At 46.5% G+C, this 13,667-nt stretch carries 11 protein-coding genes and 2 pseudogenes; 4 read left to right on the top strand and 9 right to left on the bottom strand.

Annotation, left to right across the window (positions count from 1 at the left end):
• Positions 1-13: 13 nt before the first annotated feature.
• Complete coding sequence (gene ctaD, locus UNITIG_RS12600) at positions 14-1,573, bottom strand: cytochrome c oxidase subunit I (protein WP_101758694.1); 1,560 nt, start codon at positions 1,571-1,573, stop codon at positions 14-16.
• Between the two features lie 11 nt (positions 1,574-1,584).
• The gene (gene coxB / locus UNITIG_RS12595) at positions 1,585-2,742 is read right to left on the bottom strand and encodes a cytochrome c oxidase subunit II (RefSeq protein WP_101758693.1); all 1,158 of its coding nucleotides are present in this window, start codon (positions 2,740-2,742) and stop codon (positions 1,585-1,587) included.
• A gap of 439 nt (positions 2,743-3,181) precedes the next feature.
• Between coxB and UNITIG_RS12590 the strand changes: the two genes are divergently transcribed.
• Complete coding sequence (locus UNITIG_RS12590) at positions 3,182-4,519, top strand: MATE family efflux transporter (protein WP_200821286.1); 1,338 nt, start codon at positions 3,182-3,184, stop codon at positions 4,517-4,519.
• A 171-nt stretch (positions 4,520-4,690) separates the two neighbouring features.
• Positions 4,691-5,347, top strand: a complete 657-nt coding sequence (locus UNITIG_RS12585) for a hypothetical protein (RefSeq protein ID WP_101758691.1) — start codon at positions 4,691-4,693, stop codon at positions 5,345-5,347.
• A 212-nt stretch (positions 5,348-5,559) separates the two neighbouring features.
• On the opposite strand, the gene UNITIG_RS12580 is transcribed toward UNITIG_RS12585, so the two are convergent.
• The 3 genes from UNITIG_RS12580 to UNITIG_RS12570 all read right to left on the bottom strand — a co-directional run bounded on the left by UNITIG_RS12580 (position 5,560) and on the right by UNITIG_RS12570 (position 9,252).
• The gene (locus tag UNITIG_RS12580) at positions 5,560-5,853 is read right to left on the bottom strand and encodes a YheV family putative zinc ribbon protein (RefSeq protein ID WP_101758690.1); all 294 of its coding nucleotides are present in this window, start codon (positions 5,851-5,853) and stop codon (positions 5,560-5,562) included.
• The gene (gene prlC, locus UNITIG_RS12575) at positions 5,850-7,895 is read right to left on the bottom strand and encodes an oligopeptidase A (protein ID WP_101758689.1); all 2,046 of its coding nucleotides are present in this window, start codon (positions 7,893-7,895) and stop codon (positions 5,850-5,852) included. The genes UNITIG_RS12580 and prlC overlap by 4 nt, the downstream gene beginning before the upstream one ends.
• A gap of 94 nt (positions 7,896-7,989) precedes the next feature.
• Positions 7,990-9,252 (bottom strand): TIGR03790 family protein, encoded by a 1,263-nt coding sequence (locus tag UNITIG_RS12570; RefSeq protein WP_200821285.1) that lies wholly within the window; start codon positions 9,250-9,252, stop codon positions 7,990-7,992.
• A gap of 73 nt (positions 9,253-9,325) precedes the next feature.
• Here UNITIG_RS12570 and UNITIG_RS12565 point away from each other — a divergent pair, with 73 nt between their 5' ends.
• Together UNITIG_RS12565 and UNITIG_RS12560 are read left to right on the top strand one after the other, a co-directional pair.
• Complete coding sequence (locus tag UNITIG_RS12565; protein WP_101758688.1) at positions 9,326-9,874, top strand: gamma carbonic anhydrase family protein; 549 nt, start codon at positions 9,326-9,328, stop codon at positions 9,872-9,874.
• Positions 9,875-9,929: 55 nt separating this feature from the next.
• Complete coding sequence (locus UNITIG_RS12560) at positions 9,930-10,652, top strand: SIMPL domain-containing protein (protein WP_101758687.1); 723 nt, start codon at positions 9,930-9,932, stop codon at positions 10,650-10,652.
• 13 nt (positions 10,653-10,665) lie between these two features.
• On the opposite strand, the pseudogene aroE reads toward UNITIG_RS12560, so the two are convergent.
• The 4 genes and pseudogenes from aroE to purE all read right to left on the bottom strand — a co-directional run bounded on the left by aroE (position 10,666) and on the right by purE (position 13,652).
• Positions 10,666-11,501 (bottom strand): annotated as a pseudogene (aroE, locus tag UNITIG_RS12555) (shikimate dehydrogenase).
• Between the two features lie 87 nt (positions 11,502-11,588).
• Positions 11,589-12,508 (bottom strand): annotated as a pseudogene (gene hemF / locus UNITIG_RS12550) (oxygen-dependent coproporphyrinogen oxidase).
• A gap of 39 nt (positions 12,509-12,547) precedes the next feature.
• Complete coding sequence (locus tag UNITIG_RS12545; RefSeq protein WP_101758686.1) at positions 12,548-13,105, bottom strand: L-threonylcarbamoyladenylate synthase; 558 nt, start codon at positions 13,103-13,105, stop codon at positions 12,548-12,550.
• A 37-nt stretch (positions 13,106-13,142) separates the two neighbouring features.
• Positions 13,143-13,652 carry a 5-(carboxyamino)imidazole ribonucleotide mutase gene (gene purE, locus UNITIG_RS12540; RefSeq protein ID WP_101759275.1) on the bottom strand — a complete coding sequence of 170 codons (510 nt, stop codon included), beginning with the start codon at positions 13,650-13,652 and terminating at the stop codon, positions 13,143-13,145.
• Positions 13,653-13,667 lie beyond the last annotated feature (15 nt).

The following is a 13,667-nucleotide window of genomic DNA, read 5'->3' as shown; positions in this document are numbered from 1 at the left end:
CTAAGTACAGCTCTTACTTCACGTCTGGTGGCGTAGAGAACGTGTGGTATGGCGCTGGCGTTGCCACTGTCCATTCCAAACCTTCTGCACCTTCCCAGGTTTTCTCTTCGCTGGTTGGCTCACCGGCAACGATGGTGCGAACCACGTTGAACAGGAACAATAGCTGAGAAGTACCGTAGATAAACGCACCAATTGACGACATGGTATTAAAGTCAGTGAACTGTAATGCGTAATCAGGAATACGGCGTGGCATACCCGCAAGACCCAGGAAGTGCTGCGGGAAGAACGTCAGGTTAAAGCCGATAAACGAAATCCAGAAATGGGCTTTACCCATGGATTCGTTATACATCCGCCCACACCACTTGGGTAACCAGTAATACACCGCTGCCGACATACTAAATACCGCACCAGCAACCATTACATAATGGAAGTGAGCAACCACAAAGTAGCTATCGTGGTACTGGAAATCGACTGGCGCCAGAGAAAGCATAACGCCGGTGAAACCACCAATAGTAAACAGGAACACAAAACCAATACAGAACAGCATGGGCGTTTCAAACGTCATCGCGCCCTGCCACATGGTAGTGATCCAGTTAAATACTTTAACCCCGGTAGGCACCGCAATCAGCATGGTGGCGTACATAAAGAACAACTCACCCGCTATTGGCATACCGACGGTATACATGTGGTGAGCCCACACGATAAACGACAGGAAGGCGATAGAGGCTGTTGCATAGACCATGGAGTCATAGCCAAACAAAGGCTTGCGGGCAAAGGTTGGGATGATTTGAGACACCACACCAAATGCCGGCAGAATGATGATATAAACTTCAGGGTGTCCAAAGAACCAGAAAATATGCTGGAACAACACAGGATCACCACCACCGGCCGCTGAGAAGAAGCTGGTACCGAAGTGAACATCCATCAACATCATTGTTACTGCACCCGCTAGTACTGGCATAACTGCCACCAACAAGAACGCAGTGATCAACCAGGTCCATACGAACATCGGCATTTTCATATAAGTCATGCCGGGAGCGCGTAAGTTAACGACGGTTGCAATGATATTGATCGAACCCATGATTGACGACAAACCCATCAAATGCACACCAAAAATAAAGAAGGTGACTGTGTCAGGGGCGTAAGTCGTTGATAATGGCGCATAGAACGTCCAACCAAAGTTTGGTGCACCACCCTCCATAAACAGTGTTGAAGCCAACAGCAGGAAGGTAGGTGGTAAAATCCAGAAACTTAAGTTGTTCATTCGTGGTAACGCCATATCTGGCGCACCAATCATCATTGGAATCAACCAGTTAGCCAAGCCCACAAAAGAGGGCATGATGGCACCGAACACCATCACGAGGCCGTGCATAGTGGTCATTTGGTTGAAAAATTCAGGCTCTACAATTTGTAGTCCTGGCTGAAACAATTCCGCACGAATGATCATGGCAAAAGCGCCGCCCATGATAAACATGGCGAAGCTGAACCAAAGATACATCGTACCGATATCTTTATGGTTTGTAGTGGTTACCCACCGCATTAAACCCTTTGTAGTAGGCCCGTGCGCACCCATTGTGACTCCTCCTACTGACCTTGCTTGAAGTTGTAAACGTCGATGGGCTGAATTACATCACCCATATTGTTGCCAAAGGCATTACGCTGATACGTAACAACTGCGGCCATATCGACATCATTTAGCTGTGCACCAAAAGCCTGCATCGCAGTCCCTGGTACCCCATTGATAGACGCAGCCAGATGGCCTGCAGCATCGCCTGTTGCAATAGCGCTACCGGCTATCGCTTTACCGACACCACCTTCACCTTTCTGGCCATGACAGGCAACACAGTACTGGTTATATACCGCTTTACCGGCAGCCATCTGCTCATCCAGAGTGAAATTTTTGTCCATCAGCGCTTTAATTTCAGCTGCTTTGGCTTTTTTGCCGGCTAACCAGGAGTCGTATTCGTCTTGTTCAACGACGTTCACAACAATGGGCATATAGCCGTGGTCGCGACCACAAAGCTCGGCACACTGGCCACGGTAAACACCGGTTTGCAGTGGCTTTGTCCAGGCTTCATTGATGAAACCGGGAATAGCATCTTTTTTAACTGCTAAGGCCGGCACCCACCATGCGTGAATTACGTCATTAGCTGTTACCAGAAAGCGAACTTTTTTGTTCACTGGCAGCACAACTGGCTCGTCTACTTCTAACAAGTAGTGTTCGCCTTTGCTGTCTTCGTTATAAATTTCAGTTTTGCCGGTACGAAGATTACTGAAGAAAACCACGTTTTCGCCGCTTTCATCGATATATTCGTACTTCCACTTCCACTGATAGCCCGTAACTAAAATATCCAATTCCGAATCATCGAAGTCATAGACTTTTAATAGGGTGGTTGTGGCAGGAAATGCCATAACGATAAGTATTAAGAAGGGGATGATAGTCCAGGCAATTTCAATCGACGTACTTTCATGGAAAGTAGCTGGCTTAACGCCCTTTGACTTACGGTGTGCGAACACCGAGTAGAACATAGCGCCAAAGGTTAAAATTCCAATAACTACACAAATCCAGAAAACGATCATATGTAGATCGTAAATTTCTGCCCCAACTTCGGTAACGCCTGGCGACAGATTCATCTGCCAGCGTTGAGCTTCTTCTGCCCAAGCACCTGTACTCAGAAAACTGAGCAGCAATAGCACAGGACTAAGCGCCAGCTTGTACAGCCGTTTCGCTTGTGAATGCATTTCCCGTGTCTCCATTGTTAAATTGTTAAAAATACCCCAGAACCCGCTCCGAACTCGACCAACCCACACTATAAGATCAACTCATAGCAAAGTTACGCTATAGTCCAAACACGAACCAAATACTGGTCGCCTCGGAATAATATAGCAGTGACTTTCAATCCTTGTGGACTAATTGCCTTCAAACCCCTCACATCCGCAGGGTATGCAGATGTCTAATTGGAGGCAAAATCGAATTTTATTGCCCTTTGTTGATAAAACAAAGCCACATAAAATACGAAAAATAGTAGTGTTTTCAGTATCCCCGGTCGCTGGGTGCGACAAAACGCCGCGATTATACGCACGTTTATCGGGACAGGCCACTATATCCCCCTTAAAATTACGGGAAAGATGTTTCCTTGGCGCCCCTAAGTCCTTGATCCCACACCGAAGAATTGAAGATATGATGCTCAGCAAGCAGCTCAACCACAAGATATGGTATTTGGCATGGCCGATGATCATCTCCAATATTTCCGTGCCGCTGCTGGGTTTAGTCGATACCGCCATCCTTGGCCACCTGGAAAATGCTCACTATTTGGCCGCTGTCGCCGTTGGCAGCAGCATCTTATCGATTTTGTACTGGGGGCTGGCGTTTTTACGGATGGGAACAACCGGCTTGGCGGCGCAGGCCTATGGTGCCAAACAACACGATCTTGGCCGGCTCATTAGTGCTCAGGCCATTACCCTCGCGGTAGGACTGGGGCTGCTCATTGTCTTGCTGAGCCCTTTGATAGGCTATATTGGCCTCAAACTGGTTTCACCACCTTCCGGATCGGAGCTATTTGCTGCTAGCTATATTCAGATTCGCATTCTGAGCGCACCGGCCCTACTGGTAAATTTTACAATTGTCGGTTGGCTTATCGGCCGACAAAATACCCGCTGGCCACTGGTGATAGCCCTCACCACCAATGGGATTAACGTCGGTCTGGATTTTCTATTCATTATCGGCCTCAACATGAAAAGCGATGGTGCCGCCATCGCCACAGTTATTGCTGAATACAGTGGCTGTTGCTTGGCGATATGGGTGTTACGGCAGCAACTGGCCAACATCCCGGGGACGCTGGATAAAAACCGATTGTGGCGCTGGTTGGACTACCGTGAATTACTGGCAACTAACCGGCACCTGTTTACCCGCACGCTGATCTTATTAAGCAGTCTCGCCTTTTTTACCGCCCAGGGGGCGCAACAGGGCGAGGTCATTCTGGCAGCTAACACTATCCTGTTGAACTTAATGCTATTGACCGCTTACGGACTGGATGGCTTTGCTAATGCTGCTGAAGCTCTGGTCGGCGACGCCGTAGGCATGAAGAACCAAACCGCTTTTATGCAGACCTGTAAACATTGCCTAATCTGGTCACTGGCGACCGCCGGCTTATTCTCACTCTTTTTTTTACTGACAGGGCAGGCGTTAATTTCCATTATGACCTCATTACCCGCGGTCATCGAACAAGCCAGACAATACCTCCCATGGCTGATTGTGCTGCCATTAATCACCGTATGGAGCTATCTATTGGACGGTATCTTTATCGGCGCAACCCAAACTGCCGCCATGCAATATACGATGATGTTCTCCGCCGGCTTGATCTACTTGCCCTGTTGGTATTTTACCCAAAGCTGGGGCAACGATGGCCTTTGGCTGGCTTTTTTACTGTTCAACGCTGCTCGCGGTGTTTCATTGGGTCTTGTTTTTCGAGAGTACAGTTTGCACCACCGTTGGTGGCAAAAAAACACCGTTATCTAGTTCATATTATTCTAAGCGGTCCATAGCGAAGCTGATTAAATGTACTAGCCTTAGCTGATAGATAAAATTCCAGCACTCTAACCACCATACTTTCTTTTATCAAAGCCAGCTCAATGCTGGAAAATATCATTGGTAGTGCTGCTGGGTTAATGAAAAAATCAGGAGAATAACGTGGCGACCAATGCCATTCGAGACACCATTGCTTTAGCCAAGCTACATGAACAGCAACATGGCCACTTAGCAAAACTGTTTGACCAGCATGTGATAGATAATATCCACTTTGCTATTCAATTGCCTGAGCAGGAATCCACTGCCAGCCTGGTTGATTTTGTCATCGCCTATATTGAACACGTTCCTAGTTTTATTGACGCGGCGCGGTCTATTTCCAAGGATGCCCACATTCAGGATTATGCTGAGCCGGTATTGAGAATTGCTGAGGAGTATTTTCTTAAACCCCCTGAAATCGTCGCCGGCCATATTGGTCTGGACGAATTAATGGATGAAGCGTATTTGGCTCACCGCCTGATCGAAGAAATAAATGATCGTTTTATGATACGCACATCCATTCCATTAGTACCAATGGATATGACCATGTCCAACTTAATTATTCACAGTTTAATTGGTGAACCCTTTGCCAATGAATTGGACGAAGCCGTTCAATACACCGCTGAGCGGGCAATGTTTAAAGAACATATTTATGACAGCCCTGAATTTAAAGCTTATATCGATAAACATAAAGATAATCAATGGGATCGTGAACAACAACACTGGCCTTGCTTAACTGACTCATTGGCAATCAATTTACAATTTTCCAACATTCATCTTTAAAACTTTAACTTTTTCTAAAACGAAAAAGGAATAACCTATGACCGCACTGGCGTTTGCCTTACCGACACCGATAAATACCAGGGACTCAAAAAAAGAAGAAAGCAATACATTCGCCGTAAAAATGGCGGGGCTGGTTCGAGCAACACATAAACGGCGGAAAAGTCGTGCCCAACGAATGCGCAGTCGTCGCCGCTAATTATGTTCGTTAGGCGCTAATGATCTCTGCGCTTACTGCCTGGATTGGGATTAATAATGTTGACTACCTGTATTTCCTCTTCATGCGCTAAAGCTTGCTCACCAAGCCTGGGTTGATTCACTCGTGTAGCTATTTCTTCGGCGGTAATTGCCTGCGGTCCGTTATCAGTCATCACATCCATATAACCACAGCGCACACACTCCCGCACTTGCTGCTGTTCTGCATTATCGTACATCACCAGTTTATCCATCTCGGCACAGCGAGGACACACTGCGCCAGCAATAAAGCGCTTGATGACTTTATCGCTCATGCAGCTGCCTCATCGCTAACAATACCGCTATGGCGTAACAAGGCATCAACCGAAGGCTCACGACCACGAAACCGACTAAATAATTCCATTGGCTCCTTTGAACCACCTTGCTGTAAAATTTCAGTCAAAAAACTCTGTCCCGTTTGTGAATTAAAAATACCTTCTTCTTCAAACCGGGAGAATGCATCTGCAGATAACACCTCCGCCCACTTATAACTGTAATAACCGGCCGCATAACCGCCAGCAAAAATATGACCAAAGCTGTGTTGAAAACGATTAAACTCCGGCACTGGAGATACCGATACTTTCTGCCGCACCGCATCCAGCGTCTGCTGAATCGGGATTAACTTGTCGGGGTTATACTCGGCATGCATTTTTATATCAAACAAGGAAAATTCCAGTTGTCGCACCATCATCATGCCAGCCTGAAAATTTTTCGCCGCCAGCATTTTTTCCAACATCGGCGCGGGTAACACTTCACCGGTTTTATAGTGGGCCGAAATAAGAGGAATCGCTTCTTTTTCCCAGCACCAGTTTTCTAAAAACTGGCTGGGTAATTCAACCGCATCCCAAGCGACGCCATTGATACCAGAAACCGCTGCACAGTTAATTTCCGTCAACATATGATGCAGGCCGTGTCCAAATTCATGAAACAAAGTAGTCACTTCATTGTGAGTCAGTAATGATGGGGTATCTTTGGTGGGCGCACTAAAGTTACAGGTTAAAAACGCTACTGGTATTTGCTGCTCACCCGAGGTCAGTGTTCTGCGCACACGACAATCCGCCATCCAGGCGCCACCGCGCTTGTGTTCCCTGGCGAAAATATCCAAATAAAATTTGGCGATCGTTTTGCCATTTTTTTCTACATGGTAGAAACGCGCATCAGGGTGCCAAATGTCGGCATTGGCTTGTTTAAATTCAACATCAAATAAACGGCTGACAATAGTAAACATGCCGGCAATTACTTTATCGGCGGGAAAATAAGCTCGCAGCTCTTCCTGCGATAAATCATATTTCGCCAACCTGAGTTTTTCGCTGTAGTAAGGCACATCCCAAGCATTGAGTGTTGCCACCCCCTGATCGGCGGCAAACTCCTGTAACTCAGCAAAATCACGCTGCGCTACCGGCAAACTTTTTTCTGCCAGATCTATTAAAAATTCTTCAACATGTGCAGGGTTTTCAGCCATTTTGGTAGCCAAAGATCTCTGCGCATAATTTTCAAAACCCAGTAAACGAGCAAGCTCATACCGCAAGGCCAAAATCTCATCCATTAACGCACTGTTATCCCACTGACCAGCATTCGGACCTTGTTCCGACGCTCTGGTGGTATATGCGCGATACATTTCTTCCCTTAGAGCGGCGTTATTACAATACTGCATTAGCGGTAAATAAGCCGGTAAATCCAATGAAATTAAATACCCGCTTTGCTGCTTCGCCTGTGCGGCTTGTTGATAGGCTTGCAATGTATTTTCAGGAATGCCCGACAACTCCGCTACATCCTCAACAAGCTTACTCCAGCCGTGGGTTGCATCCAGTACATTGTTTGAAAATTGGGTGGAGAGTTCAGCCAAGCGCTGTTTAATCTGGGCAAAACGTTGTTGCTGCTGACTTTCCAGAGCAATGCCGGAGAGAGTAAAGTCACGCAACTCATTATCCACCGATTTGCGCTCGGCTTCGTTTAATTGCGCATACACTTCGCTCTCTGCCAGCGCCTTATAGGCTTCATACAATCGCTTATTTTGTCCGATTTGCGTGGAGTACTCAGTCAACTTAGGCAAGCAGGCATTATAGACATCACGTAATTCATCAGAATTTTTAACCCCATTTAAATGCGCAACCGGCGACCATAACTGGCTTAGCTCGTCATTCCACTGTTCCATGTTGGCCAGGAATTGCTGATCAAACGGACCTCCCTGATCTAATAGAACTTCAATCCGCTTCCGGTTTTCCGCCAACAATTGATCGAGCGCGGGCTCAATATTAGCTGGGGTAAAATCCGCAAACACGGGTAATTTATTAAATTGTAATAATGGATTTGTCACTATGATCGTTACCTCGAACTATTGCGCTTACTAAGTGGCGCGACTTAAGCATAATTTTAGCGGTGGCGGAACCAGCATCAACCAACTGAACATTTTAATCGATTAGGAGGGGCAAGGATGGCTTACCAAAAACTTCTAAACGCTCAATTTTATAGACGGCACGCAATGGCTTAGCCAACCTTATATGGGGATTAAAGTGATTAATTTCAATACCGCTGTGTAACAAGGTAAACGGTCCCTCTGACGTTTCTGCCGCCCATATTTTGTAATGACCAAACTGTAAGACTGGCGATGATAAGACCGCAGTATCAGCTTCTATTTTTAAACTGTAATGACGGTAAGGGGAGGCCAGAGGCTCACCAATAAAAACCCCTTGCCCGGGCATAGCTACACTTTTCCAGTAGGCCTCTAACAAACTGGCCCCCTCTAAATACGTCTTCATCGCCACAGCAGGATTAGGAAACTTACCCAGTAAATTACAAGGCTCAACGACAGTGCCATAACTGCCAGTAACGCCTGCCTCTAACCAGCGCAAAGCACTCATCTGATAGCTATCGGTCAATTTACCACCCGTCGAGGTAAGATGGTCCGCCATGGCACCCGGCAGATATTGATTGCTGTCGATATCCGGTATCGTCACTGCCCCGGTAAAATAAAACATCACATCGCGACGATTCTGAATACTGCTTGCGGTAATCAGCTCAACCGGTAGCCGGCGGCCTAAACGCTGTTTTATTTCCGGAAAAAATAACTTGCGAACATTACGATTTTTATCCGCCGTCGTTACCAAATACGCAGTGCCTTGTTCAACATTGGCCAGAGCTAATTTATCAGCAGCTACGCCGCGATCGATTAACGCTTTAGCATCAGCAAAATTTTCTGCGGCTAATAACATCGTCGGCCTTATTCCCAAATCATCATAAGGACGTAAACTGGATGAACGCACATACATAGACTGCGCCGTTGGCTTACAGCCCTTGGCACAGTATTTTCGACTATAACCTAAAGCAAATGCCGAGCTGATCGACATACAACCCACCCGATAAGGTTCTGCCCAGGTTAAGGCAAATGCCTGAATATGCGATGGTATTTGAGCCTCTACCAACTTTTGCAGTACTGCAAATTCACCGGGGTGCATTTTGGGTTTACCCGGATCAAAGGTAATGCGAATAATATTTTCCGCTGGAATCTGTCGTTGTTGCTGATAATACTCTGCTATCTTTACACTTAGTGGGTCACTGGTGTTAACCACTACAGCAATGTCATTAGCAACCAGGCCAGAAACCGGCAAAATAATTTTTGGCGTAGCAAAGGCTGGCAACGCCACCATTAAAAACAGTACAAAAACTAAACGCACAATCTCAAGTACCCGTAACTCTTATTTGTTATTACAATAACGCCACTGTAACAGTTATCCGAGCCGCTTCACTATGCCTATTACTCCCCACACCCATATTCGCCCGTTTAAAAATCATATCCCGCAACTCGCTGAAGGCGCTTATGTAGACCCAGCAGCGGTGGTAATTGGCGAAGTCAGTTTAGGTCAAGATGTATCAGTATGGCCATTAGTCGTTATTCGCGGCGATGTTAATTATGTAAAAATCGGTGATCGCAGCAATATTCAGGATGGCAGCGTTATCCATGAATCGCGACCGCGAGCCAACAATCCTGAAGGCTATCCCACGGTAATTGGCGAGGATGTCACTATCGGTCATAAAGTGATGCTACATGGCTGCCGCATCGGCGACCGTGTACTGGTTGGCATGGGAGCGATTATATTGGATGGCGCCATTATTGAAGACGATGTCATTATTGGTGCTGGTGCACTGGTGACGCCGGGTAAAACGCTGGCAAGCGGTTATCTTTACACTGGCAGCCCAGCGAGACCGACAAGGCCCCTCAAAGAAAGTGAACGCAATGGCTTTATCAGCAACGCAGCGAATTATATTGTGCTTAAAAATGATTACCTTACGGGCTAAACTTTTTTCAGCATTAGCGTCTAAACACACAAGCCCTTAACTACCGGAGCGACATATGATTGCCCAGCGCCTACTTCTATCGTTTTTTTTCTATGCTGCATTATTAAGTTTAACCAGCCTATCAGCACAAGCGCAGATGGCATTACCACTACCTAACGACCCACACATAGTCGTTGATGGCTACGGCTTCGTAGAAGCGATTCCTGATCAGGTACAACTTCACTTTCAAGCATCAGCCACTGCAGATAATTTTGACCAGGCAAAACAAACGGTCGATACGATAGTAGGAAAAGTATTTGCCGCCGCAAGCAAACAAAATATTGCTACCGATCAAATTAATGCCGCGCAAATAAGTGCTTCTCCCCTATATGAGTGGCAGCAAAAAAAACGGGTGTATAAAGGCGAGCAGGTTGTTCGGCACATTGAAATCACTCTTAACGATGTTTCGCGTTACAACGACTTAGTCGATGCACTACTGGCTACCGGTATTGAACGCTTAAATTCAGTGCAACTGGATTTTCAACAGCGGCAAACACTGCAGCAACAGGCGCTCCGTAATGCACTGGATAATGCCAGACAGCAAGCTGACTCAATCAGCCAGCATTTAGGTGTGAAAATTAAAAACGTGTATCAAGTTGCACCACTACAACAGCAGCCCATCATGACCCGGATGGCGATGAGTATGGATAGAGTGGCCGATTCAAAACCGGTAGGGTTGGTGTTATCAAAAGAAAAAATTGATCAACAAATACGCGTGGTGTATTTAATTAGCAAATAAATTAAAAACAATATTATTCTTTTTCAAGTACCGCCCGTATTGCGTCAATCACAGGGCGGGTTTGAGGGCGGACTCCACGCCAGATACAAAATGATTCTGCGGCCTGCTCGACCAACATGCCCAAACCATCTGAACATGCCCAAGCTGCATTCTCTGCTCCCCAGCGCATAAAAGGGGTTGGCGTTGCACTATACATCATATCGTAACAGCAGCCTTCGTTGGTTAACGCATCGGAAGGAAGAGGCGGCAACTCACCGGCCATACTGGCACTAGTGCCATTAATAATTAAATCGTATTGATTGGCATTTAATGCTTCAAAACTACAAGCGCCTACATCGCCGATATCAGAAAAATACTGCGCTAGTTTTTGCGCTTTTTCTGCCGTGCGATTGGCAATCAATAAATGTTTGGGTTTTAATTTTATGAGCGGCTCCAATACACCGCGTATTGCACCACCAGCACCAAGTAGTAGTACACGCTTATCCGTAACATCCCAGGCAAGGTTTTCGCAGATATCACGAACTAACCCTGGGCCGTCGGTATTATCACCGTAAATGCTGCCATCATCTTGCAAGGCTAAAGTATTTACCGCACCGGCCCGCTTAGCGCGCGCACTGAGCTCATCGGCAAAATTAAACGCGTCTATTTTAAATGGCACGGTAATATTCAAACCCTGCCGCCGTTATCAAAAAAACTCCGAGCAGCATCGGCAAATTTTCCAACGTCTACTTGATGGGCGCGATAACTTAAATGTTGTTGCGTTTGCTCAGCAAAGGCACTGTGAATTAATGGCGACTTACTGTGTTTTATCGGGTTGCCGAAAACTGCATATTTATCGGTATTTGGCATAATTTTTACATCTGAATTTAACGATCACAATAATGCTATGAAAAGTAGTTTCAGCATAGCTGCTAGAAACCATTTGCTTAGACCGATTTAAACCCATTCCCTATTGGTTAAGAATGTATTATTAAGTTCTGCTTCTTGGCTATTGTTTTCGGGCTGGTAGTTATATTCCCAGCGCACTAACGGCGGTAGTGACATGAGTATCGACTCGGTACGACCATTGGACTGTAATCCAAAAATAGTGCCTCGATCATGTACTAGATTAAATTCGACATAGCGACCCCGCCGGTATAACTGAAACTCTCGTTCGCGCTCACCGTAAGCCAGTGCTTTACGTTTCGCCACTATGGGTTGATATGCCTCAATATAAGAATCACCGATTGCCTGCATAAAAGCAAAGCAACGCTCAAAACTGTTATCACCCGCAATACTGGATAAGTCATCATAAAATAAACCGCCGATACCTCTCGGCTCATCACGATGCGGTAAATAAAAATATTCATCACACCATTTTTTATAACGTGGGTAAATATCCTCGCCAAAAGGGTCACAGGCCTGCTTTGCGGTTTGATGCCAATAGCGACAATCTTCTTCAAAGCCATAATAGGGCGTTAAATCATAGCCACCGCCAAACCACCACACTGGGTCTTCACCAGCTTTTTCGGCAACAAACAATCTGACATTGGCATGACTAGTAGGCACATAGGGGTTTTCAGGATGAATAACCAGAGACACCCCCATCGCCTGAAAACCTCGACCCGCTAACTCAGGTCGCGCCTGAGTGGCAGATGGTGGTAAATTCTTACCGAAAACATGAGAGAAATTTACCCCCCTTTTTCAATCACCGCACCCCCACTAATGACTCGAGAACGACCACCCCCACCTTCAGGCCGCTGCCATTCATCTTGTTGGAATTGGGCCTGGCCATCTTCCCGCTCTAGCCGGGCACAAATGGTGTCTTGCAAGCTCAAGAGGTACTGCTTTACCTGATCGATAGCGATAGAAGTCATATTTGGTGATTTTTAGTAATGAGGGCAAGCACTATAACACTAGCCTCGAATAATTTGATCGGTGAGTAAATCCCGAATAATAGACGGTTGGCCACCTAAGCCCAGTGTTCCTGGCATCACATAATCTAAACCGCGTCCCAAATAGCGCTGTAATTGCCAAGGCCAACGAGCGGTGGGAGCTCCAGCCTCATTAGCCGAGGTTGAAACAATCGGGCCACCAAACGCTAAACACAGTTTAGCCACTTGTTGGTGAGTGCTAACTCTCAGAGCGACGCTTTGATAATCGCCTCGTATCCAATCAGGAGCCACTGTGCCGGGAACCAGCCAAGTCGTTGGTCGAACCATTTGTCGGTCAAATTTATGCTGTAATGAAACATCCAAATGCGCCAAATAAGGTGCCAACTGAGCGCTATTGGCAGCAACCAGAATCAAGCCTTTATCTAGCGGTCGTTGCTTCAGAGCTAGCAACCGCAATACCGCTTTACGATTATTCGGATCACAACCAAAACCCCAAACAGTTTCTGTTGGATAAGCAATTACAGCTCCCGCCCGAAGGTATGAGACGGCGGCCTGCAACTGTAGCGACTGACTAACCATTAGCGCTCAGCACCCTATTCCTGAGAACCGGGCCAAATCAACCTGCAGCGTTAAGTTTTTGCTGCAAAGCTTCGTCTTTAGCAATGACGGCTTGAGCACTGGTTTCCCGCTCAGCAATTAGCTTTTGATGTAGCTCGGGATTACCCGTTGCCAATATTTGTGTGGCTAAATAGCCCGCATTTTTTGCCCCTGCCTTACCAATTGCTACTGTGGCTACCGGAATACCACCTGGCATTTGCACAGTCGACAATAACGCATCCAAACCTTCTAATGAAGCATTGATAGGTACACCGATAACCGGCTTTAAAGTTGCTGCAGCAACCGCGCCTGCGAGGTGCGCAGCCATGCCTGCAGCACAAATAAACACACCGCAACCACGCTGGTCAGCGGTAGTTACATAATCGTGTGTCACTTTAGGGGTGCGGTGTGCGGAGGTCACTTTAACTTCATAATCGATACCAAAGGTCTTTAAAACCGCAAAAGCAGGCTCCATTTGCGGCAGATCGGAATCAGAACCCATCAAGATGGCAACAAAAGGGTTAGTCATGGTCTTGTCCTCAAC

The organism is Oceanicoccus sp. KOV_DT_Chl, from assembly GCF_900120175.1.
Lineage (GTDB): Bacteria > Pseudomonadota > Gammaproteobacteria > Pseudomonadales > Dasaniaceae > Oceanicoccus.
This window is presented reverse-complemented; position numbering and strand designations above follow the sequence as displayed.

What these genes read in the sequence shown, in the direction of transcription:
- ctaD (WP_101758694.1), bottom strand. Translation starts at nt 1,573, where the DNA reads ATGGGTGCGCACGGGCCTACTACAAAGGGTTTAATGCGGTGGGTAACC.
- coxB (WP_101758693.1), bottom strand. Translation starts at nt 2,742, where the DNA reads ATGCATTCACAAGCGAAACGGCTGTACAAGCTGGCGCTTAGTCCTGTG.
- UNITIG_RS12590 (WP_200821286.1), top strand. Translation starts at nt 3,182, where the DNA reads ATGATGCTCAGCAAGCAGCTCAACCACAAGATATGGTATTTGGCATGG.
- UNITIG_RS12580 (WP_101758690.1), bottom strand. Translation starts at nt 5,853, where the DNA reads ATGAGCGATAAAGTCATCAAGCGCTTTATTGCTGGCGCAGTGTGTCCT.
- UNITIG_RS12565 (WP_101758688.1), top strand. Translation starts at nt 9,326, where the DNA reads ATGCCTATTACTCCCCACACCCATATTCGCCCGTTTAAAAATCATATC.
- UNITIG_RS12560 (WP_101758687.1), top strand. Translation starts at nt 9,930, where the DNA reads ATGATTGCCCAGCGCCTACTTCTATCGTTTTTTTTCTATGCTGCATTA.
- UNITIG_RS12545 (WP_101758686.1), bottom strand. Translation starts at nt 13,105, where the DNA reads ATGGTTAGTCAGTCGCTACAGTTGCAGGCCGCCGTCTCATACCTTCGG.
- purE (WP_101759275.1), bottom strand. Translation starts at nt 13,652, where the DNA reads ATGACTAACCCTTTTGTTGCCATCTTGATGGGTTCTGATTCCGATCTG.